General features: G+C 63.9%; 20 protein-coding genes. 5 read left to right on the top strand and 15 right to left on the bottom strand.

Features of this window, described 5'->3' with window-relative positions:
- Positions 1-10 precede the first annotated feature (10 nt).
- The gene (locus tag QOU61_RS06835) at positions 11-190 is read right to left on the bottom strand and encodes a DUF3311 domain-containing protein (protein ID WP_289657356.1); all 180 of its coding nucleotides are present in this window, start codon (positions 188-190) and stop codon (positions 11-13) included.
- A 239-nt stretch (positions 191-429) separates the two neighbouring features.
- Positions 430-1,038, bottom strand: coding sequence for a hypothetical protein (locus QOU61_RS06830; RefSeq protein WP_289657355.1), 609 nt, complete (start codon positions 1,036-1,038; stop codon positions 430-432).
- Between the two features lie 224 nt (positions 1,039-1,262).
- Here QOU61_RS06830 and iaaH point away from each other — a divergent pair, with 224 nt between their 5' ends.
- Positions 1,263-2,783 carry an indoleacetamide hydrolase gene (gene iaaH, locus QOU61_RS06825; protein WP_289657354.1) on the top strand — a complete coding sequence of 507 codons (1,521 nt, stop codon included), beginning with the start codon at positions 1,263-1,265 and terminating at the stop codon, positions 2,781-2,783.
- Between the two features lie 33 nt (positions 2,784-2,816).
- Here the strand turns inward: iaaH and QOU61_RS06820 are convergent, their stop codons facing one another.
- Both QOU61_RS06820 and QOU61_RS06815 read right to left on the bottom strand, forming a co-directional pair.
- Complete coding sequence (locus QOU61_RS06820) at positions 2,817-3,359, bottom strand: GlcG/HbpS family heme-binding protein (protein ID WP_289657353.1); 543 nt, start codon at positions 3,357-3,359, stop codon at positions 2,817-2,819.
- A 95-nt stretch (positions 3,360-3,454) separates the two neighbouring features.
- Positions 3,455-4,441, bottom strand: coding sequence for a tripartite tricarboxylate transporter substrate binding protein (locus tag QOU61_RS06815; RefSeq protein WP_289657352.1), 987 nt, complete (start codon positions 4,439-4,441; stop codon positions 3,455-3,457).
- Positions 4,442-4,605: 164 nt separating this feature from the next.
- Here QOU61_RS06815 and QOU61_RS06810 point away from each other — a divergent pair, with 164 nt between their 5' ends.
- The gene (locus QOU61_RS06810) at positions 4,606-5,673 is read left to right on the top strand and encodes a peptidyl-alpha-hydroxyglycine alpha-amidating lyase family protein (protein WP_289657351.1); all 1,068 of its coding nucleotides are present in this window, start codon (positions 4,606-4,608) and stop codon (positions 5,671-5,673) included.
- Positions 5,674-5,676: 3 nt separating this feature from the next.
- Here QOU61_RS06810 and QOU61_RS06805 read toward each other — a convergent pair whose 3' ends face one another.
- From QOU61_RS06805 to QOU61_RS06795, 3 genes are all read right to left on the bottom strand, one after another.
- Complete coding sequence (locus tag QOU61_RS06805) at positions 5,677-6,864, bottom strand: acyltransferase family protein (protein ID WP_289657350.1); 1,188 nt, start codon at positions 6,862-6,864, stop codon at positions 5,677-5,679.
- The gene (locus tag QOU61_RS06800; protein WP_289657349.1) at positions 6,864-8,144 is read right to left on the bottom strand and encodes a serine hydrolase domain-containing protein; all 1,281 of its coding nucleotides are present in this window, start codon (positions 8,142-8,144) and stop codon (positions 6,864-6,866) included. Before QOU61_RS06800 ends, QOU61_RS06805 begins: the two co-directional genes overlap by 1 nt.
- Positions 8,145-8,228: 84 nt before the next feature.
- A complete protein-coding gene (locus QOU61_RS06795; RefSeq protein ID WP_289657348.1) occupies positions 8,229-9,140 on the bottom strand; it encodes a LysR family transcriptional regulator in 912 nt (303 codons plus the stop codon).
- 138 nt (positions 9,141-9,278) lie between these two features.
- Here QOU61_RS06795 and QOU61_RS06790 point away from each other — a divergent pair, with 138 nt between their 5' ends.
- The 3 genes from QOU61_RS06790 to QOU61_RS06780 all read left to right on the top strand — a co-directional run bounded on the left by QOU61_RS06790 (position 9,279) and on the right by QOU61_RS06780 (position 12,675).
- Positions 9,279-10,436 (top strand): HlyD family secretion protein, encoded by a 1,158-nt coding sequence (locus tag QOU61_RS06790; protein WP_289657347.1) that lies wholly within the window; start codon positions 9,279-9,281, stop codon positions 10,434-10,436.
- Positions 10,437-10,552: 116 nt separating this feature from the next.
- Complete coding sequence (locus tag QOU61_RS06785; protein WP_289657346.1) at positions 10,553-12,181, top strand: MDR family MFS transporter; 1,629 nt, start codon at positions 10,553-10,555, stop codon at positions 12,179-12,181.
- Between the two features lie 29 nt (positions 12,182-12,210).
- Positions 12,211-12,675: a carboxymuconolactone decarboxylase family protein gene (locus tag QOU61_RS06780; RefSeq protein ID WP_289657345.1), complete on the top strand. Its 465-nt coding sequence runs from the start codon at positions 12,211-12,213 to the stop codon at positions 12,673-12,675.
- A 15-nt stretch (positions 12,676-12,690) separates the two neighbouring features.
- On the opposite strand, the gene QOU61_RS06775 is transcribed toward QOU61_RS06780, so the two are convergent.
- The 8 genes from QOU61_RS06775 to QOU61_RS06740 form a co-directional block, all read right to left on the bottom strand.
- On the bottom strand, positions 12,691-13,548 hold the full coding sequence (locus tag QOU61_RS06775; RefSeq protein WP_289657344.1) for a D-amino-acid transaminase: 858 nt from the start codon (positions 13,546-13,548) through the stop codon (positions 12,691-12,693).
- Positions 13,549-13,604: 56 nt separating this feature from the next.
- Positions 13,605-14,336, bottom strand: coding sequence for an amino acid ABC transporter ATP-binding protein (locus QOU61_RS06770; protein ID WP_289657343.1), 732 nt, complete (start codon positions 14,334-14,336; stop codon positions 13,605-13,607).
- A gap of 11 nt (positions 14,337-14,347) precedes the next feature.
- On the bottom strand, positions 14,348-15,040 hold the full coding sequence (locus tag QOU61_RS06765; protein ID WP_289657342.1) for an amino acid ABC transporter permease: 693 nt from the start codon (positions 15,038-15,040) through the stop codon (positions 14,348-14,350).
- Positions 15,041-15,046: 6 nt separating this feature from the next.
- Positions 15,047-15,778: an amino acid ABC transporter permease gene (locus QOU61_RS06760; protein ID WP_289657341.1), complete on the bottom strand. Its 732-nt coding sequence runs from the start codon at positions 15,776-15,778 to the stop codon at positions 15,047-15,049.
- 90 nt (positions 15,779-15,868) lie between these two features.
- Entirely contained in the window at positions 15,869-16,786 is a 918-nt protein-coding gene (locus QOU61_RS06755) for an amino acid ABC transporter substrate-binding protein (protein WP_289657340.1), read from the bottom strand.
- A 34-nt stretch (positions 16,787-16,820) separates the two neighbouring features.
- The gene (locus tag QOU61_RS06750) at positions 16,821-17,738 is read right to left on the bottom strand and encodes an amino acid ABC transporter substrate-binding protein (RefSeq protein ID WP_289657339.1); all 918 of its coding nucleotides are present in this window, start codon (positions 17,736-17,738) and stop codon (positions 16,821-16,823) included.
- Positions 17,735-18,613: an alpha/beta fold hydrolase gene (locus QOU61_RS06745; RefSeq protein WP_289657338.1), complete on the bottom strand. Its 879-nt coding sequence runs from the start codon at positions 18,611-18,613 to the stop codon at positions 17,735-17,737. Before QOU61_RS06745 ends, QOU61_RS06750 begins: the two co-directional genes overlap by 4 nt.
- Entirely contained in the window at positions 18,610-19,020 is a 411-nt protein-coding gene (locus QOU61_RS06740) for a hypothetical protein (protein WP_289657337.1), read from the bottom strand. Before QOU61_RS06740 ends, QOU61_RS06745 begins: the two co-directional genes overlap by 4 nt.
- Positions 19,021-19,066: the final 46 nt, after the last annotated feature.

The raw sequence follows: 19,066 nt of genomic DNA, 5'->3' as shown, positions 1-19,066 counted from the left end.
CGCGTACTCCTCAATGCGCGTCGTCAGGTGAGCGGCTGCGATAGACCAGCCAGATCAGGAGCGAGGAGATCGGCACCCAGGCGAGCTGGTACCAGTAAAAGAAGGGAAAGCCGAACAGCGATGGCTCGAGGAAATTGTAGAACGGCACCCACAACAGGCCGATGAAGGGCAGCAACAACAGAATCCACATGAGGAGCTCCGCCTTTTGGCCAAACAATATCAATGTCGCCAACAGATACCAGAGGCCAGATCGCTGCCGTCGCGCAAACTCGCCGGCGGAGGCCCCCCGCTGACCACAGGACTGGAGAGGAGCATGGATGCCGGGAATCGTTTTCGGCATCGGCCAGACGACCGACCCGAATCGGCCGACCGCTGTTCGGACACGTCTTCCGAGCCGGCGCTGGCGCGGCGGTCGGATCGGCCACGCCTTCAGAATGCGGGCGCCTCGCCGTTCCGGCCGTAGGTGATGCGGGGCGTCTGCACGGTGCCGTCGGGTTGCTTCTTGGCGGCCGAGATGAAGATCCGGGTACCGGGGGTAATCTCGCTTTTGTCACCCATCACATAGGTGACGACGACCGTTTGCGGCGTCACCAGGATCTTCTTCTCGCCGTCCTTGTATTTGACCGACAGCACCGGCCCATCGACGCCGGTGACGGCCTGCTCGACATTGCCGTTGGTCATCTTGCTCTTCGGCATCAGGTCCCAATCATAATGGCCCTCACCGGTGCCGCGCATCGATTCCGGGAAAATGTGGACTTCGATGGCCTTTTGCGTGCCGTCCGCCTCCATCATGCCGGCAGAGCCGACGAACATGCCGGGCTTGATGTCGGCCATGGTCGCCCGGACGATGGCGACATAGAGCGGCTTGTCGGTCACGGTCAGCCTGAATTCCGCACCGTCCCGGCTCTTGACGACATAGACCGGCCCGTCGATGCGCTCGACGGTGCCACGGATGCGAATGGTTTCCTGCGCGCTTGCCGGCCCTGCGATGAGCAGGAAAGAGGAGGCAGCGACGGCGATTTGTGCGAAGCGAAACATGATGATCTCCCGTTGTTGCAATGTTGCCTCGCCAACCCCTTTGGCGCGCGATTATTCCGGCATCCGCAGCCATCACCATTTCTGGTTGCGCCGCGCCGCAACAAGATCGCGCGGCAATCGACGTTCCCAGCGCCATCGCATAACGTTGTCGCCAATCAAGACGTGACGGCGCAGCCGATCATTCCCTGGGGGCACGCGACCGGCACCATCATGGGGAGAAGAAAATGACATTCCGACAGCACAAGCGCGCATACCTGCTGGCCATTACCGCAGCTCTGACCGGTCTCGCGCACCAGGCCGCAGCCCAGACGGCGCCCGACCTCGATCGCCTGACCGCAACGCAGGCGGCCGCCGACCTGTGTGCCGGCAAGGTCACCAGCCAGGCACTGGTCGAGGCCGCGCTGGCCCGCGCCAAGGCGAGGGCCGATCTCAATGCCTTTGTCACGCTCGACGAAGCCGGCGCGAAGAAGGCCGCTGCCGCCTTCGATGCCAGCCGCAAGCGCAAAGGCGCCTGCAAACCTCTGGGCGGCGTGCCCATCGTGATCAAGGACAATATCGAGGTGGCCGGCCTGCCGTCGACGGCGGGGACGCCGGCACTGAAGGATTTCGTGCCGCGCAAGGACGCGCCCGTCGCCGAGAAGCTGCGCGCCGCCGGTGCCATCATCATCGGCAAGACCAACATGCATGAGCTTGCCTTTGGCATCTCCGGCTACAACCCGTCGTTCAAGACCGGCCCTGAGCCCGGCGTGCGCAACGCCTATGATGCAGGCAAGATCGCCGGCGGCTCGTCGTCGGGCACGGCCGCGGCGATCGGGGCGAGAATCGTGACCGCGGGGCTCGGCACCGACACCGGCGGCTCGGTGCGCATTCCCTGCGCACTGAATGGCTGCGCTTCGCTGCGGCCGACCGTCGGGCGCTACCCGCAAGGAGCCATCGCGCCGATCTCGCACACGCGCGACACCGCCGGCCCAATGGCGGCGACGGTAGCCGATGTCGCCCTGCTCGACCGCGCCATCGCCAGCGGCGGAGCGGTCGCACCCGCCAATCTCAAGCAGGTGCGCCTCGGCGTCGTCAAATCCATGCTCGCCAATCTCGATGGCGATACCGACGCGGCGTTCCGATCCGCGCTCGACAGGCTGAAGGCGGAAGGCGTCACGGTCGTTGACGTGGAGATGCCGAAGCTGGGCGAGCTCAACAGCCAGGTCGGATTCCCGGTCGCGCTCTACGAGGCCTATGACGACATGGTGGCCTATCTGAAGCACACCGGCACCGGCATCAGCATCGACCAACTGGCGAAATCGATTGCAAGCCCCGACGTCAAGGGCACCTATGACGGGCTCGTCATTCCCCGCAAGCTGCCGGGGCCCGACAATTCGGTGACCGACGCCAAGCCCGCCTATGAGGCCGCGATCAAGACCGCGCGCCCGGCCTTGCAGGCCCTCTACCGTGACACTTTTGCCAGCAACAGGCTCGACGCCATCGCCTTCCCGACCACGCCGAAGGTCGCCATTCCCGCCAATCCCGACGCGAGCAGCCTCGCCAACTTCACCTTGTTCATCCAGAACACCGATCCCGGCAGCAATGCGGGCGTGCCCGGCATCCAGATCCCGATCGCGCTCGGCGCCGCCAGCAAGCTGCCGGTCGGGCTCGAGCTCGACGGCCCCGCGGGAAGCGACCGCCGGCTGCTCGCGATCGGGCTCGCCATCGAGAAAGTTTTCGGCCGGCTACCGCCGCCGGGCAAATGACATTGCGACGACAAAGGCGGTAGAGAGGAAGCGCTATTTCACGACCTCGGCGCCGACCTTGCAGATCGCAGCGTCCTGATCGCCGGTGCCCCCGGAGCATCCGACGGCGCCGATCAGCTTGCCGCCCTGCACCAGCGGGTAGCCGCCGGGGCTTGCGGTCAGTGTCGGATCGAGCGTCGCGACATAGGGGTGACCGGTCTCATAGGCGTTGTAGAAAGCCCGCGACTCGCGACGGAAACGCGCCGAGGTGCGGGCCTTGCCGATAGAAATCGAGCCTGACGCGATCTGCGCGCCTTCCATTCGCTCGAACATCACGGGTTCGCCGTTGGTGTCGACCACTGCGATGTTCATCTTCCAGTTTCGCTTCTTGGCCTCGGCTTCGGCGGCAGCGACGACCTGCTTGGCAAGCTCGAGACCGATCGACTGGCCGTAGGGGATGTCGAAGGGCATCACGTCTGGCGTTCCACCCGCCGACGGCGGAGTGGTGGGCGCCGGTGTCTGCGCCTGCGCCAGTATCGGCGAGGTCATCAACACGACGGCGCAGGCCGCCAGGGTCATCGAAACGATCGGTCGCATTCTATCCTCCCGGTTCAAGTCTTGTTTTGTTGGTGCATCGTCCTGCAGCAACCCCGGACCCGGACCGATATTCCGGATCGCCGCAGGCGGCATCCCTACTCGACCTTGACACCGGCGTCCCGGATCACCTTGCGCCAGCGCTCTTCCTCGCCGCGGTAATAGCGGTCGAGTTCGTCCGGGGATGCTGCGACGAGGGTGAGGCCTTCATTCCTGGCCAGCGTCTTGAAGGCCTCGGACCGGACCGCGAGCGCCACGGCGCGGTTGAGCCGCGCGATGATCTCGGGCGGCGTCCTGGCCGGTGCGAACAGGCCGTACCAGGCCTCCGCCTCGTAGCCGGACACGCCGGCCTCGGCCACCGTCGGCAGATCGGGAAAGGCAGGCGAACGCTCCGCCGACGTCACCGCGAGCGCGCGCAACTGGCCGGCCTCGATCAGCGCGGCCGCGCTCGTCACCGTCGTGAACATCACCTGGATCTGGCCGCCGATCAGGTCGGTGATCGCAGGCGCCGCCCCCTTGTAGGGCACGGTGGTCAGGCTGACGCCGGTCATGTGCTTGAACAATTCGCCGGCCAGATGCGCCGAGCTGCCGGTGCCGTAGGTGCCGTAGGCGAGCTTGTCAGGCTCGGCCTTGGCCGCCGCGATCAGGTCCGCGATCGATTTGATCGGCGACGTCGGATTGACCACGACGATGTTGAAGGAGCGTGCGATCAGCGCCACCGGCGCGAAGTCGCGATGCTGATCATATGGCAGTTTTGCGTAAAGCGAAGGATTGACGGCGTTGGCGAAGGTGCCGATCAGAAGCGTGTAGCCGTCGCCCTCGCTGGTTGCGACCGCCTGCGTGCCGATGATGGTCCCCGCCCCCGGCTTGTTCTCGATGATCACGGACTGGCCGAGATCCTTCGCCATCTCCTGTGCCAGCGTCCGCGCGATCGCGTCGGTACCGCCGCCGGGCGGGTACGGCACGATGAGCCTGATGATGCGCTCGGGATAGCCGGCAAGCGCCTGACCCGGCGGCAGCGCCGACAGCGCGCATGCTGCGAGCACGAGCAGAAGTCGGCAGGCGAAGCTGGTTCGAGGCAGCATGCGGCACCCGATCAGGAAGCGGCTCTCTCCAACGCCAAGAGACGCTCCGTTATGCGCCTGATGACGACCGGCATCGCGCAGACGGCGATGGACGGTGCGAGATCCGCTAGACTACCATTCCACCGCTCGCAAGAAAGCAGATCGATTTCCCCGGGAGAACATACATGAAGTGCTGGCTGATCGGATTGGCGTGCCTGGCCGCGTCCCCCGCCTGGGCGCAGACAGCGCCCAACATCCCCTTCGATTCCACGCCCAATCCGCTGCACCTGCCGCACAACATGTATTTCGGCGAAGTCTCGGGCATCGCGGTCAACTCCAAGGGGCATGTCTTCGCGCTGTCGCGCGGCAACACGTCCGGCCCGGCCTATGCGGCGGCCGCGACCCAGCTCCTGGAATTCGACGCCAAGGGCAATCTGATCGGCGAGATGGGCAAGAACCTCTATGCCTGGTCCTTTGCGCATACGGTGAAGGTCGATCCCAAGGACAACGTCTGGGTGACCGACAAGGGATCGGACATGGTGATCAAGTTCGATCCCGAAGGCCGCGTGCTGATGGTGTTCGGCCGCAAGCAGGAAGCTTCCGACGAGGATACCGCGCCGCTGAAGCATCCGAAGCCGCCGCTGCCCGCCGAGGACGGCCGCTTTCGCCAAGTCACCGACGTCGCATTCGATCAAAACGGCAACACTTTCATCAGCGACGGCTACATCAATTCGCGCGTCGCCAAGGTGGACAAGGACGGCAACTGGCTGAAGTCATGGGGCGACCGCGGCACGGCGCCCGGCCAGTTCAACACTCCGCATTCGATCGCGACCGACGCCAAGGGCAATGTCTATGTCGCGGACCGCGGCAACCACCGCATCCAGGTGTTCGACGGCGACGGAAAATTCCTGCGCCAGTTCACCATCGACGTGCCGGTGCCGCCGGACGCGAAGCCCGCGATCGGCAAGATCCCGGACGAGGCGATGATGGCCGGCGGCACCTTCACGCCGGGCTCGCCGTGGGCGATCTGCATCACGCCGCCGCCCAACCAGGTGCTCTATTCCTCAGATGCCTGGCCCGGACGCGTCTACAAGCTGTCGCTCGACGGCAAGGTGCTGGGGGTGCTCGGCCAGTCCGGCAAGCAGCTGAAGCAGTTCGGCTGGATCCACGCGATGGCGTGCCCTGCCGAAAACACGCTGTATGTGGCCGAGCTCCTGAACTGGCGGGTGCAGAAGCTGACGCTCAAGCCTTGAAGATCAGATCACCCGCGCAACCAGCGGGATCTTGCGCAAGAGCACGGTGAGCCCCCAGCTCATCGCGAGCGTGCCTGAGAACACGATCGCGAATTTGGCGAACGCCGGCAACGGCGGATCGTAGACCGCGTATTGCAGCCAGATGATGAAAATGTAGTGGAACAGGAAGATGCCGTAGGCCGACGGCTGGATCGCGTCGAACAGCCTCAAGCCCGCCTTCTCGAAGCGCAGGAAGATCGCGGGCTCTGCAAAGGTCATGGCAGCGCTGAACAGCGCAAAGGCAAGACCATAGCCCACGCGCCATGACAAGGGCGGCGAATTGAAATCCGCGACCCAGTTGTGGTGGGCGTAGACCAGGAGCAGGATCGCGCCGTAGAACAGCAGGCCAAAGCCGAGCCAGACCGGCCAGCGATACGCGAACGCGCCGTTTTGCGCGAGCAGGCCGGCCTGCAGGTTCATCGCCCCGACCCCGACGCCAAAGAAGAAATAGCCGGCATAGAGCAGGATGCGGCTGGTCTGGATCGGCAGCGGATAGCCCCCGGGCTCGAGCCAACTGGCGTCGCCAAAGGCGAGCCGCATCGGCAGATAGATCAGAACCGAAAACGCCAGGAACAGCACGAAGGCCACGCCCGGCCGGTAGCGCAGGCGGAAGGGCAGCCATCCCAGCATGTCGATGGCGCGCGGGCTGACGACCCAGATCGCCGCCGCGATCGCATCCAGCGCCAGCAGCACCCAGAGGAACCAGGCCGGCCCCGACGGCCACGGACCGATGGTGAGTGTGTGCCACCAGAAATGGAAAAAATTGAAATCGGTGGTGCCGGGCAAATGGTAGCGCAAGAAGGTCGGATAATAGGCGATCGGCATCAGCACGTAGATCGAGAGCAGGAACGGCAGGCCGAGCCGCAGGGCACGGCTGGCGAGGAAGTTCGCCGCCCCCCGCCGCGCCAGGCTGTCGCGGACGAACAGCCCGGAGATGAAGAACATGCAGGCCATGAAGAAACTGTCGTTGAAGAGCACGACGAGATCGAAGCCGAGCCAGTGCATGCGATCGCCATTGCCGAAATAGGTGTAGTTGACCACGGAATGGTGCAGCAGCACCAAAAGCGTGATGCAGGTGCGCGCCCGGTCGAGCCCGACGAAGCGAACCGGCATCGCAAGCTTCTGATCGGTCTCGTCAGAGCGTCGCAGCATCATTCCTCGAAGGCGTCATAGATGATCTTCTTGATTTCGATGTTGACGTGCACCCGGCCCGACGGGGCATCCTGCATCACCACGAAGAACATGTCCTCGGCGCGGTCGACCACCAGATAGGCGCCGGTGGCGCCGTCCCATTTGAACTCGCCGAGCGAGCCCGGCGCCGGCGGCGCGGCGTAGCCCGGCGCCACACGCACGCCAAATCCGTAGCCGAAGCCGAAGCCGTCGCCCGGATAATAGAAATAATCGCGCGCCACGCCCGCGCCCGGACCGATGTGGTCGGTGGTCATCGCGGCAAAGATTTTCGGGCTGAGATAGGTCCTGCCGTCGAGCGAGCCGCCATTGAGCAGCATCTGCCCGAAGCGGGCGAAATCGGCCGGCGTCGACACCATGCCGCCGCCGCCGGACTCCCAACGCGTCACGTCAAGCGAATTGCGCTCGACATGGCGGTCCTTCGCCAGCGGCTGGGCATAGCGCGCCCGCTCCGCCGGATCGGTGAGGAAGAATTTCGTCGTGGTCATGCCGAGCGGATCGAGCAGGTTTTCCTTCTCGAACTGGTAGAGCGACTGGCCGGAGGCGACCTCGATGACGCGGCCGAGCACGTCGATCGAGTGGCCGTAGTCCCACAGCGTGCGCGGCTGCTCGGCGAGCGGCACCTTGGATATCCGCTCGGCAAAGCCGGCATTGTCGAAGTCGCCGAGATAGATGCCGTCATAGGCGGCCTTGACCAGCCCTTCGCCATAGAAGCCATAGGTGATGCCGGACGTATGCAGGAGCAAGTCCTCGATCGTGATCGGCCGGCGCAGCGGCATCCGCTCGAGCACGATCTTGCCGGCTTCGTCCTTGCGCTCGAATCCGACTGTCATGCCGGCGAAGGACGGAATGTATTTGCTGACGGGATCATCGAGCGCGATGACACCGCGATCGACCAGCATCAAGGCGGCGACGCTGGTGATCGTCTTGGTGACGGAGTGGATCGGGAAGATCGTATCTTCCGTCATCGGCGTGCCTGCTTCGGCATCGCGCTTGCCGAAGCATTTGAAATAGACCGGCTTGCCGTGGCGCTGGATCAGCACGACGGCGCCGGGAATTCTTCCCGCGGCGACCTCGCCGTTGATGAAATCCTCCAGCGGCGACAATTTGTCGAGCCTGAGCTTGGCGCCGGGCCGCGGGCCGAACAAGGGGCTTTCGGCCGACGACGGACCCGCCGTCAGGATGGCGGCGGCGAACAGCGCGGCGACGCCCCTGTGGCGCGCTGCTGATTTCAGTCGGGACATCGTCAGACCGGGCTCATCAATCCTGCCGGCATGTATGCCATGGCGCGAAGGCGATGGCGTGTACAATTATGCGCAAAATTCCGGTCATGAATAAGGATTGATGAGCTTCTGCTGCTCGGCGCTGTGCTTGGCCAGCATGTCGATGAAGATCCGCACCTTCGCCGACAGGTAGTGGCGATGCGGATAGACCGCATTCATCGACAATTCGACGGGACGGTATTCCGGCAGCAGGCGGACCAGGCGGCCCGCTTCGAGTTCGTCATGGACCAGGAAGCCGGCTGCAAGCACGATACAGACGCCCGACAGTGCCGCCACGCGCAGCGCGTCCCCGCTGTTGGAAATGAGCCGTCCCGAAATCCGCACGCTCGCCGACGCGCCCTTGCGATCAATGAAATGCCACTCGTCGCCAAAGGGATAGTTCACGTGGCGGCAGCAATTGTGCTGCGACAGTTCGGCCAGTTGCTGTATGCGGCCGTGCTTCTCGATGTAGTCGTGCGAGCAGCACAGCACGTGACGCCAGGTCGCAAGGCTCCGCACGATCAGGCTGGAATCCGGCGGCGGCACCATCCGGATCGCGACGTCGATGCCCTCCTCGATCAAGTCGACGGTCTTTTCCCCCATGCTGAGATCGACGCTGACATCCGGATAGGTCTTGAGATAGTCGGCGACGACGGGGGCCACATAGGGCACGGTGTGGGTATGGGTGTAGACCCGGAGCGTGCCACGCGGCGCCGACTGCGTCGCGCCGGCGATGTCGTCGGCCTGTTCGAGATCGGCGAGGATCTGCACGCAACGGTCGTAATAGGCCCTGCCCACTTCGGTGAGGCTGACCTTGCGGGTGGTGCGGTTGAGAAGCCGCACCCCCAGCCGCTCCTCCAGCGCCTGGACGTGGTTGCTCACCATGGTGGTCGACATGTTGAGGCGGCGGCCCGCGGCTGAGAACCCGCCGCTCTCGACCACCCGTGCGAATGCCGTCAGGCTGGTCAGCCGGTCCATGGTGGCCTCCGATTATCAGCCAATACTGGATAATGCTTTCATTTTTTCGGGGATTATCACAGGGCTCGATGCATTGCATCTATTCGGCGCGATAGCGCGCTCACCGCGTGAGGACGCTTATCCGATCCGGAGGGTGCCATGTCGAACGCTTCCTATGTCTCTGAAACCGCAACCAAAATCAGCCTGAAGCCGTCGCGGCTGGCGGTCAAGCGAGCGGCGCTGGCGCTCGCCGTCACGCTCGGCCTGGCCGCCGCTGCCGACCTTGGCTACGGCTACCTGACCACCGGCCGCTATCTGGAAACCACCGACGACGCCTATGTGAAGGCCGATTCCACGATCATCGCGCCGAAGGTCTCCGGCTATATCGCGCAGGTGCTGGTCCGCGACAACGAGCAGGTCAAGGCCGGCCGGTTGCTGGCACGGATCGACGACCGCGATTTCAAGGCGGCGCTCGATCAGGCCCGCGCCGACGTCGCCGCATCGGAAGCAGCGATCCGCAACCTCGATGCGCAGATCGCGTTGCAGCAGCCGATCATCCAGCAGCGGGCCGCCGAAGTCGATGCTGCGGAAGCCAACCTGAAATTCGCGCAGCAGGAGCGCACCCGCTCCGACGATCTGATGAAGTCGGGCTCCGGCACCGTTCAGCGCGCCCAGCAGACCGATGCCGCGCTGAACGCCGGCACCGCGCAGCTGCAGCAGGGCAAGGCGGCGCTGATCGCCGCCAACAAGACAATCGAGGTGCTGTCGACCGAGCGCGCCAAGGCCGTGGCGCAGCTTGATCGCGCGCGTGCCGTCGAAGCGCAGGCGGCGCTGAACCTGTCCTACACAGAGATCACGGCGCCGGTTGACGGCACGGTCGGCGCCCGCTCGCTCAGGGTCGGCCAGTATGTGCAGGCCGGAACGCAGCTCATGGCGGTCGTCCCGCTGGACGCGGTCTATGTGGTGGCGAACTTCAAGGAGACGCAGCTCACCCATGTGCGCGCCGGGCAGCCGGTCGAGATCCGCATCGACAGCTTCCACGGTCAGCCCCTGCGGGGCCATGTCGACAGCCTGTCACCGGCGAGCGGACTGGAGTTCGCGCTGCTGCCGCCTGACAACGCGACCGGCAACTTCACCAAGATCGTGCAGCGCGTGCCGGTGAAGATCGTGCTCGACGACCAGCGCCTCAAAGGCCTGCTGCGTCCCGGCATGTCGGCGGAGCCGACCGTCGACACCAAGGCGACGGTGCTGGCTGAGCGTGAGACCGCAAGGCGGGTCGCCGCCAACAACCCTGTGGCGCGGCCGAATGGCAGCTGATTGGCCCTGTCCGGCGGCGCATTATCCAGCACCGCAAAACAATGTTTTCCCAAATGAGCGGATTATCCGAGTCCGACGCCTAATGCATCCTCCGCTGCAAGCAAGAGGAGAAACAAATGACCGCTCTCCAGCCCACGATCGAAACGGTTTCCGTCACCAGCCGCAGCGAACAGCCACAACCCGCCGCAGCACCGGCTGCGCCGGCGATTGCGGTCAAGACCTGGATCGCGGTGATCGGCGCCACGCTTGGCGCCTTCATGGCGGTGCTCAACATCCAGATCGTCAACGCCTCGCTTGCGGACATCCAGGGCGCGATCGGCGCCGGCATCGATGACGGCGGCTGGATCTCGACCTCCTATCTGATCGCCGAGATCGTCGTGATCCCCCTGTCGGGCTGGCTCGCACAGGTGTTCTCGATCCGCACCTATCTCCTGACCAACGCCTTCCTGTTCCTGGTGTTCTCCGCGGCGTGCGCCCTCGCCCAGGACCTGCCGCAAATGATCGCGCTGCGCGCCGTGCAGGGATTCGCCGGTGGCGTGCTGATCCCGATGGCGTTCACCCTGATCATCACGCTGTTGCCGAAGGCTAAGCAGCCGATTGGGCTTGCGCTGTTCGCGCTCTCGGCGACCTTCGCGCCGGCGATCGGCCCGACCATCGGCGGCTACCTGACCGAGAACTGGGGCTGGCAATACATCTTTTATGTCAACATCGTGCCGGGCGTGGTGATGATCGGCATGCTCTATTTCTCGCTGGAAGCAAGCCCGATGAAGCTGTCGCTGCTGCGCGAGGGCGACTGGCCCGGCATCATCACGATGGCGATCGGCCTCTCGGCGCTGCAGACCGTGCTGGAAGAAGGCAACAAGGACGACTGGTTCGGCTCGCCCTTCATCGTCCGCCTCGCCGTCATCGCCGCGATCGCGCTGACGCTGTTTGTCGCGATCGAAATGACCAGCAAGAAGCCGCTGCTCAACCTGCGCCTGCTGTTCCGCCGCAATTTCGGCTTCGGGATGCTCGCCAATTTCCTGCTCGGCGTTGCGCTCTACGGCTCGGCCTATATCCTGCCGGTCTATCTCGCGCGCGTCCAAGGCTACAATGCCGAGCAGATCGGCATGGTATTGGCATGGACAGGTATTCCTCAGCTTGTGTTGATCCCACTGGTACCGCAGCTGATGAAGCGCTTTGACCCGCGCATCGTGATCGGCATCGGCTTTGCGCTGTTCGCTGCCTCCAACTTCATGAACATCTATATGACCAACGACTATGCCACCGATCAGCTGTTCTGGCCCAACGTGGTGCGAGCGGTCGGTCAGGCCCTGTGTTTCGCGCCGCTGTCGGCGGTTGCAACCGCCGGCATCGAGGCTGAGAATGCCGGTTCGGCTTCGGCACTGTTCAACATGATGCGCAATCTCGGCGGCGCCATCGGCATCGCCCTGCTGCAGACTTTCCTCACCAAGCGCGAGCAGTACCATTCCAACGTGCTGATGCAGTCGGTGTCGATGTTCGAGCAGGCGACGCGGACGCGCCTAGAGCAGCTCACCCAGTATTTCATGAACCACGGCGTCATCGACCGCGCCGACGCCGCCCATCGCGCCTATGTCGCGATCGGCCACATCGTGCAGAAGCAGGCCTTCATCCTCGCCTTCAGCGACACATTCTACTTGCTCGGTGTGGCGCTGCTCGCGGCGCTGCTGGCAGGCTTGCTGCTGAAGAAGCCCGATCACGTCGATGCAGGCGGCGCACATTAGCAAACTGATCCCAGCAAAGGAGAACCACCATGAAACCACGCATGAACTTCTACCAGGCAGCGCCCGAAACCATCAAAGCCCTGAGCGCGCTCGAAGCGCAGGTGCAGGCCAGCGGCCTCGAACAGTCGCTGATCGAGCTGGTCAAGACCCGCGCGTCCCAGATCAACGGCTGCGCGTACTGCATCAACATGCATACGCAGGACGCCCGCAAGCACGGCGAGACCGAGCAGCGGCTCTATCTCCTCAATGCCTGGCGCGAGGCGCCGGTCTATTCCGACCGCGAGCGCGCCGCGCTGGCCTGGACCGAGGCCGTCACGCTGATCTCCGAGACGCACGCACCCGATGACCTCTATGAGGAGGTGCGCAAGCATTTCACCGATGCCGAGACGGTCAACCTGACGATGCTGATCGCGACCATCAATGCCTGGAACAGGCTCGCGATCTCGTTCCGCTCGGTGCCGCCGGTCAGGGCGAAGGCGGCCACCGCCGCCTGAGAAAAGCGGCGCCGCTCACACCGCGGTGGTGCGCGCAAAATCGACGTAGATTTCGCGCAAGCGGCCGGTCATCGGCCCGGGCTTGCCGTTTGCAACCTTCCTGCCGTCGATCGAGGTCACCGCCTGCACAAAAACGGTGGCGCTGGTGATGAACGCTTCCTTGGCAGCCAGCGCCTCCTCCACCGAAAACGCCCGCTCCTCGACACGGAGCTGACGCTCTTCGGCAAGGGCCACCACCGCCTTGCGGGTACAGCCGGGCAGGATCTCGCTGCCGTTCTGCCTGGTCACGATGACGTCGTCCTGGGTCAGGATGAAGCAGGACGATGATCCACCCTCGGTGACCTTGCCGTCCTCGATCATCCAGGCTTCGCCGGCACCGGCCGCGGCAGCGGCCTGCTTGGCAAGCACCTGCGCAAGCAGCGCCACGCTCTTGATGTCGCGCCGCGCCCAGCGGATGTCGGGCACGGTGATGACGCCGATCCCGGTCTTGGCGGACTCCGCGTTGACGATGTCCTTGACCGACGTGAACATGATCAGCGTCGGCTTGACGTTCTTTGGAAACGCGAAGTCACGGCCCGTATCTGCGCCACGCGTGACCTCCAGATAGACCATCCCGTTGACGAGGTTGTTGCGCGCCACCAGTTCCTTCTGGATTTGCTGAATCCGCTCGGTCGTTTCCGGCAACGGAAGCGCAATCTCGCCGACCGAGCGCTCCAGCCGCGCCAGGTGCGAGGCGTTGTCGATCAGCTTGCCGTCGAGCACGGCCGCGACCTCATAGATGCCGTCGGCAAACAGGAAGCCGCGGTCGAGAACGGAGACCTTGGCTTCCGAGAGCGGCACATACGAACCGTTGACATAGGCGATCGAGTCCACGCGAATTCTCCTGCAAGCGAAACGGGGCAATTTCGTCGAATCTTATACCCGATTTGTTAATGCGAGAGAATCTTGGAGAGGAACTTCTGCGCGCGCTCGCTGCGCGGCTTGCCGAAGAAGTCGGCCTTGGCGGCATCCTCCACGATCTCGCCCTGGTCCATGAAGATCACGCGATGGGCGACCTTGCTGGCAAAGCCCATTTCGTGGGTCACGACCATCATGGTCATGCCCTCGCGCGCGAGATCGACCATGACGTCGAGCACCTCTGAGATCATTTCCGGATCGAGCGCGGAGGTCGGCTCGTCGAACAGCATGGCAATCGGGTCCATCGCCAGCGCGCGGGCGATCGCGACCCGCTGCTGCTGGCCGCCGGAGAGCTCTGCCGGATATTTCTTCGCATGCTCCTTCAGGCCGACGCGGTCGAGCAGCTTGATGCTCTTCGCCACCGCTTCCTCATGCGAACGGCCCAGCACCTTTTCCTGCGCGAGGCAGAGATTGTCGATGATCCGCAGATGCGGAAACAGCTCGAAATGCTGGAACACCATGCCGACGCGCGCACGCAGCTTCGGCAGGTTGGTCCTGGGATCGTTGACCTTGATGCCGTCGATGATGATGGTGCCGGCCTGGAACGGCTCGAGCGCATTGACGCATTTGATCAGCGTCGACTTCCCCGAGCCCGAGGGACCGCAGACCACGACGACCTCACCCTTGGCGACATGCGTGGTGCAGTCTTTCAGCGCCTGGAAGGTGGTGCCGTACCATTTATCGACGTGGCTGATCTCGATCATGGCGGTCTCACCTAGCGGACGATGGCGATCCGCGCCTGCAGGCGGCGGACCCCGAGGGAAGCAATGCACGAAATCACGAAATAGACGGCGGCGGCGAACAGGTACATCTCGACCAATCGCCCGTCGCGTTGCGCCACCTTGCTGGCAGCACCGAGGAAGTCGGGGATCGACAGCACATAGACCAGCGAGGTGTCCTGGAACAGCACGATGGTCTGGGTCAACAGCACCGGCAGCATGTTGCGGAACGCCTGGGGCAGCACGACGTAGCGCATGGTCTGGCTGTAGGTGAGGCCGAGCGCCTGCGCCGCGGCCGGCTGCCCTTTCGAGATCGACTGGATGCCGGCGCGCATGATCTCGGAGAAGTAGGCGGCCTCGAACATGATGAAGGTGATCAGCGAGGAGGCAAACGCGCCGACGCCGATCGGACGCGATGCGCCTGTCAGCCATTGCCCGATATAAGGCACCAGGAAGTAGAACCAGAAGATCACCAGCACCAGCGGCAGCGATCGCATGAGATCGACATAAAGACCGGCAATCCGCCCGAGCAGCCTGAGCCCGGAGAGGCGCATCAGCGCAAGCAGCGTGCCGAAGATCAGGCCGCCGAGCGCCGAGAGCGTCGTCAGCGTCAGCGTGAAGGTCATGCCGTCGAGGAACAGATAGCCGAGCGAGCGGCGGATCACGTCGAAGTCGAAATTGGCGAACATGGCGCGTCACTTCCCCGCGATATAGCCTGGGATCGCGACGCGCCGCTCGAGCAGGCGCATCGCGGTGACGACGACGATATTGATCGCCAGATACATCAGGGTCGCCGCCGTGAAGGCCTCGAACACCTGGAAGGAAAATTCCTGCATCGAGCGCGCCTCGCCCGTGAGCTCGATCAGGCCGATGGTGATCGCGACCGCGGTGTTCTTGATGGTGGAGAGGAATTCGGAGGTCAGCGGCGGCAGGATGATGCGGAACGCGATCGGCAGCAGCACATAGATGTAGGATTGCGCCGTGGTCAGGCCGAGCGCGGTCGCCGCCATCTTCTGGCCGCGCGGCAGCGAGTTGATGCCGGCGCGCAGCTGCTCGGCGACGCGCGCCGACATGAACAGCCCGATGCCGATCGCGGCGGTGTAGAACGGCGCATGCGGCACCTGCTTCAGCCACAGCCCCCAGGCGCGCGGCAGCAGTTCCGGCAGCACGAAGAACCACAGAAAGAGCTGCACCAGGAGCGGCATGTTGCGGAAGAACTCGACATAGCAGAAGCCGATCACATTGGCGGTCTTCGACGGCAGCGTCCTGAGCACGCCGACGACAGAGCCGGATACCAGCGCGATGACCCAGGCGAACAGCGAGGTCTCGATGGTCACGACCAGTCCCGACAGCAACATGTCGAGATAGGTGCCGCCGCCGCTCGGCGCCGGCTCGAGGAAGATGTGCCAGTTCCAGTGATAGTTCACTGAACGTCCTTCGCTGTTGCTACGGTAACAAGCAGCCCATGCAATGCCCGGGCCATTGTCCCGGACTTTCGCGACCCGCCGATCCGGCCGTCACATCGCCTTGTAGCTGTCGGGATCGGGCGAGTCCGAGGGTTTTGCGAATTCGCCCTTCAGCTCCGGCGAGATCGGCGTGTTGAGGTTCAGTCCCTTGGGCGGAATCTGGCGGGTGAACCACTTGTCATAGAGCTTCTGCCCCTCGCCGCTGGTGTAGAGCGCGGCGGTCGCCGCATCGACGACCTTCTTGAAGGCCGGATCGTCCCGGCGCAGCATGATTCCATAGGGTTCCGGCCTGGAGAACGCGTCAGTCGAGATGACATAGGCGGCCGGGTCCTTCGACCATGCGACATGGCCGGCCAACAGGATATCGTCCATCACGCAAGCCACCGCGCGATCGGTCTCGACCATCAGAAAGGCCTCGGCATAGTCCTTGGCGGGAATGATGTTGATGTTCAGCTTGCGTGCGGCGTTCACTTCGATGAGCTGCTTGATGTTGACGGTGCCGGACGGCGAAACCACCGACTTGCCCTTCAGATCGTCGATCGAGCTGATGTTGCTGGCCTTCTTGGAGACGAAGCGGCTCGCGGTCAGGAAATGGGTGTTGGTGAAGGCAACCTGCTTCCAGCGTTCGGGATTGTTGGTGGTCGAGCCGCATTCGAGATCGATGGTGCCGTTGGCGAGCAGCGGAATGCGGGTCGACGAGGTCACCTGGTTGAGCCGGACTTCGAGCTTGTCCAGCTTGAGCTCCCGCTTCACGGCATCGACGATGGCGTGGCAGATGTCCATCGCGAAGCCGATCGGTTTCTGGTCGTCGTCGAGAAAGGAAAAGGGAATCGAGGCGTCCCGGTAGCCGAGCGTGATCACGCCGGTGTCCTTGATGCTCTTCAGCGTCCCCGTCAACTCCTCGGCGCCAGCCGGCGCCGCGCAGAGCGCGGCGGCGAGCGCGAATCCGACTAGTCGCAAATGCTTCATTGTCGTTCTTCCCCTGCCCACAACGCCGGGCCGCTCACATCGCCTTGTAGGACTCCGGATCGGGGGAGTCCGAGGGTTTTGCGAATTCGGCCTTCAGCTCCGGCGAGATCGGCGCGTTGAGGTTCAGGCCCTTCGGCGGAATCTTCTGGGTGAACCATTTGTCGTAAAGCTTCTGTCCCTCGCCGCTGGTGTAGAGCGCAGCGGTCGCGGCATCGACCACCTTCTTGAACGAAGGATCGTCCTTGCGCAGCATGATGCCGTAAGGCTCCGGCTTGGAGAACGCGTCGGTCGAGATGACGTAGGTGGCGGGATCCTTCGAACCCGCAACCAGGCTTGCGAGCAGGATATCGTCCATCACGAAGGCCACGGCGCGGTCGGTCTCGACCATCAGGAAGGCTTCTGCATGGTCCTTGGCCGGAATGATGTTGACGTTCAGCCCGCGCGCGAAGTTCGCCTCGGTGAGCTGCTTGATGTTGGTGGTTCCTGCGGTCGAGACCACCGACTTGCCCTTGAGGTCGTCGATCGACTTGATGCCGCTCGCCTTCTTGGAGACGTAGCGGCTTGCAGTGAGGAAATGCGTGTTGGTGAAGGCGATCTGCTTCTGCCGCTCGGCGTTGTTGGTGGTCGAGCCGCATTCGAGGTCGACGGTGCCGTTGGCGAGCAGCGGGATGCGGGTCGATGACGTCACCGGGTTGAGCTTGACCTCGAGCTTGTCGAGCTTGAGCTCCTTCTTCACGGCGTCGACGATCTTGTAGCAGATGTCCATCGCGAAGCCGACCGGCTTCTGGTTGTCGTCGAGATAGGAGAAGGGAATGGAAGAATCGCGATAGCCGAGCGTGATCGCGCCGGTATCCTTGATGTTCTTCAAGGTCCCGGTCAGCTCCTCGGCGCCGGCCTGTCCGGCGGCGAATGCTAAAGCGAGCGCGACACCAAACAGATGGTTGCGGTTCATGCGTTTACTCCTTGCCTGGAAGAAATCGATTGTTTCGCTATCTCGGTCAGCACCGGCGCGATGTAGCGGCGGAACTGCTCCGGGTTCTCGCTCATCGGAAAATGCCCGAGCTTTTCCATGATGGTGACGCGTGCGCCTGGAATCGACGCCGCGGTGCGCGTCGTGTCGTCAGGCGTGCAGGAAAAGTCGTATTCGCCGGTCAGGAGATAAAGCGGGCAGCGGGCGGTGTCGATCGTCGCGACGTGATCGCGCAGATCGCCGTCGACGCGGTAGAAATAAAGGTCGCCCTTGAAGACGCCGGGCCCGCTCTGCCTGTAGGTCCACAGCGTCTCCTCGCGCGAGGCTTGCGGGCTCTGCGGCGCCATCAGCCCGGAAACCAGCGCGGCACAGACCTCGCCGCCGTGGATGTCGGGACGGTTGAGCCAGGCGGTGTCGTACCACGGCGTCTGGAAATCGGCGGCCTCGAGCCCGATCAGCGCGCGGAATTTCGCCGCATGCGCGATCGCGAGGTTGAGCACGATACGACCGCCGATCGAGCAGCCCATCACCACGGGCTTGTCGAGGCTCAAGGCGCTGCAGAACGCCAGAATGATCTCGGTGTAGCGCGCGGTGGTGAGCCGGTATTCCCCGTCCTCCCAGCTTGCAGGCGGATTGGACTTGCCGTGCCAGGGCAGATCGAAGGCGATGATACGAAAGCTCTTCGCGAATTCGGCATCGACGAGCAGATGGCGCCACTGCCTTCCGTCCGAGCCCGCGGTGTGCAGGCAGAGCAGCGGGATGCCCGCGCCGTTCTCCTCGAAATAGATGCGATGCGCCTCCCCGCCGATATCGACATGGAGATACCGGCCGACGATCGGCTCGATCGCGCCGCTCATGCCGCCACCGTCGCAAAGGAGCGGCGCGGCAGCGCCAGCACGTCCTTGAAATATTGCAGATGCGCCATGAACGGGTGCAGGTCGCCTTCCAGGACAGCCTGCTGGCGCTTGGTCAGCGCGAACAAATCGTGCCAGCCGGGGCGCGGCATCGCTTGCCAATATTCGGCCCAGGCTTGCGGGGTTGCGCGATAGGCGAAACGCCAGGAACGCATCAGGCGAGGGGCCGGCACGAGTTCGACGATCCGTCCCTGCCGGATCGAAGCGTGGAACGGATGGTCGATCAGGCCGAGCAGGCAGTCGCAATCAAGCATCCTGCCGCGCACAACCAGCGCCGGCGTCGCGTCGAGCAGCGCAGGGATAGCGGCAAATGCTTGCAGCACGGCGGCGTCGGCTGGAGCTGGCGTCATCGGCGTCAAACAGGCATCCCAAAGGGCACTACCGGCAATTGAGCGA

The organism is Bradyrhizobium sp. NP1 (assembly GCF_030378205.1).
Lineage (GTDB): Bacteria > Pseudomonadota > Alphaproteobacteria > Rhizobiales > Xanthobacteraceae > Bradyrhizobium.
Note: the sequence above shows the minus strand (reverse complement) of the source record. Positions and strands in the feature narration are given on the sequence as shown.

Bases quoted from the DNA above. Each gene is read 5' to 3' on its own strand.
- QOU61_RS06770 (WP_289657343.1), bottom strand. From the start codon at position 14,336: ATGATCGAGATCAGCCACGTCGATAAATGGTACGGCACCACCTTCCAG.
- QOU61_RS06745 (WP_289657338.1), bottom strand. From the start codon at position 18,613: ATGAGCGGCGCGATCGAGCCGATCGTCGGCCGGTATCTCCATGTCGAT.
- QOU61_RS06780 (WP_289657345.1), top strand. From the start codon at position 12,211: ATGAAACCACGCATGAACTTCTACCAGGCAGCGCCCGAAACCATCAAA.
- QOU61_RS06785 (WP_289657346.1), top strand. From the start codon at position 10,553: ATGACCGCTCTCCAGCCCACGATCGAAACGGTTTCCGTCACCAGCCGC.
- QOU61_RS06790 (WP_289657347.1), top strand. From the start codon at position 9,279: ATGTCGAACGCTTCCTATGTCTCTGAAACCGCAACCAAAATCAGCCTG.
- QOU61_RS06750 (WP_289657339.1), bottom strand. From the start codon at position 17,738: ATGAACCGCAACCATCTGTTTGGTGTCGCGCTCGCTTTAGCATTCGCC.
- QOU61_RS06815 (WP_289657352.1), bottom strand. From the start codon at position 4,441: ATGCTGCCTCGAACCAGCTTCGCCTGCCGACTTCTGCTCGTGCTCGCA.
- QOU61_RS06820 (WP_289657353.1), bottom strand. From the start codon at position 3,359: ATGCGACCGATCGTTTCGATGACCCTGGCGGCCTGCGCCGTCGTGTTG.
- QOU61_RS06830 (WP_289657355.1), bottom strand. From the start codon at position 1,038: ATGTTTCGCTTCGCACAAATCGCCGTCGCTGCCTCCTCTTTCCTGCTC.
- QOU61_RS06755 (WP_289657340.1), bottom strand. From the start codon at position 16,786: ATGAAGCATTTGCGACTAGTCGGATTCGCGCTCGCCGCCGCGCTCTGC.
- QOU61_RS06765 (WP_289657342.1), bottom strand. From the start codon at position 15,040: ATGTTCGCCAATTTCGACTTCGACGTGATCCGCCGCTCGCTCGGCTAT.
- QOU61_RS06810 (WP_289657351.1), top strand. From the start codon at position 4,606: ATGAAGTGCTGGCTGATCGGATTGGCGTGCCTGGCCGCGTCCCCCGCC.
- QOU61_RS06800 (WP_289657349.1), bottom strand. From the start codon at position 8,144: ATGTCCCGACTGAAATCAGCAGCGCGCCACAGGGGCGTCGCCGCGCTG.
- QOU61_RS06805 (WP_289657350.1), bottom strand. From the start codon at position 6,864: ATGCTGCGACGCTCTGACGAGACCGATCAGAAGCTTGCGATGCCGGTT.
- QOU61_RS06740 (WP_289657337.1), bottom strand. From the start codon at position 19,020: ATGACGCCAGCTCCAGCCGACGCCGCCGTGCTGCAAGCATTTGCCGCT.
- QOU61_RS06795 (WP_289657348.1), bottom strand. From the start codon at position 9,140: ATGGACCGGCTGACCAGCCTGACGGCATTCGCACGGGTGGTCGAGAGC.
- QOU61_RS06835 (WP_289657356.1), bottom strand. From the start codon at position 190: ATGTGGATTCTGTTGTTGCTGCCCTTCATCGGCCTGTTGTGGGTGCCG.
- iaaH (WP_289657354.1), top strand. From the start codon at position 1,263: ATGACATTCCGACAGCACAAGCGCGCATACCTGCTGGCCATTACCGCA.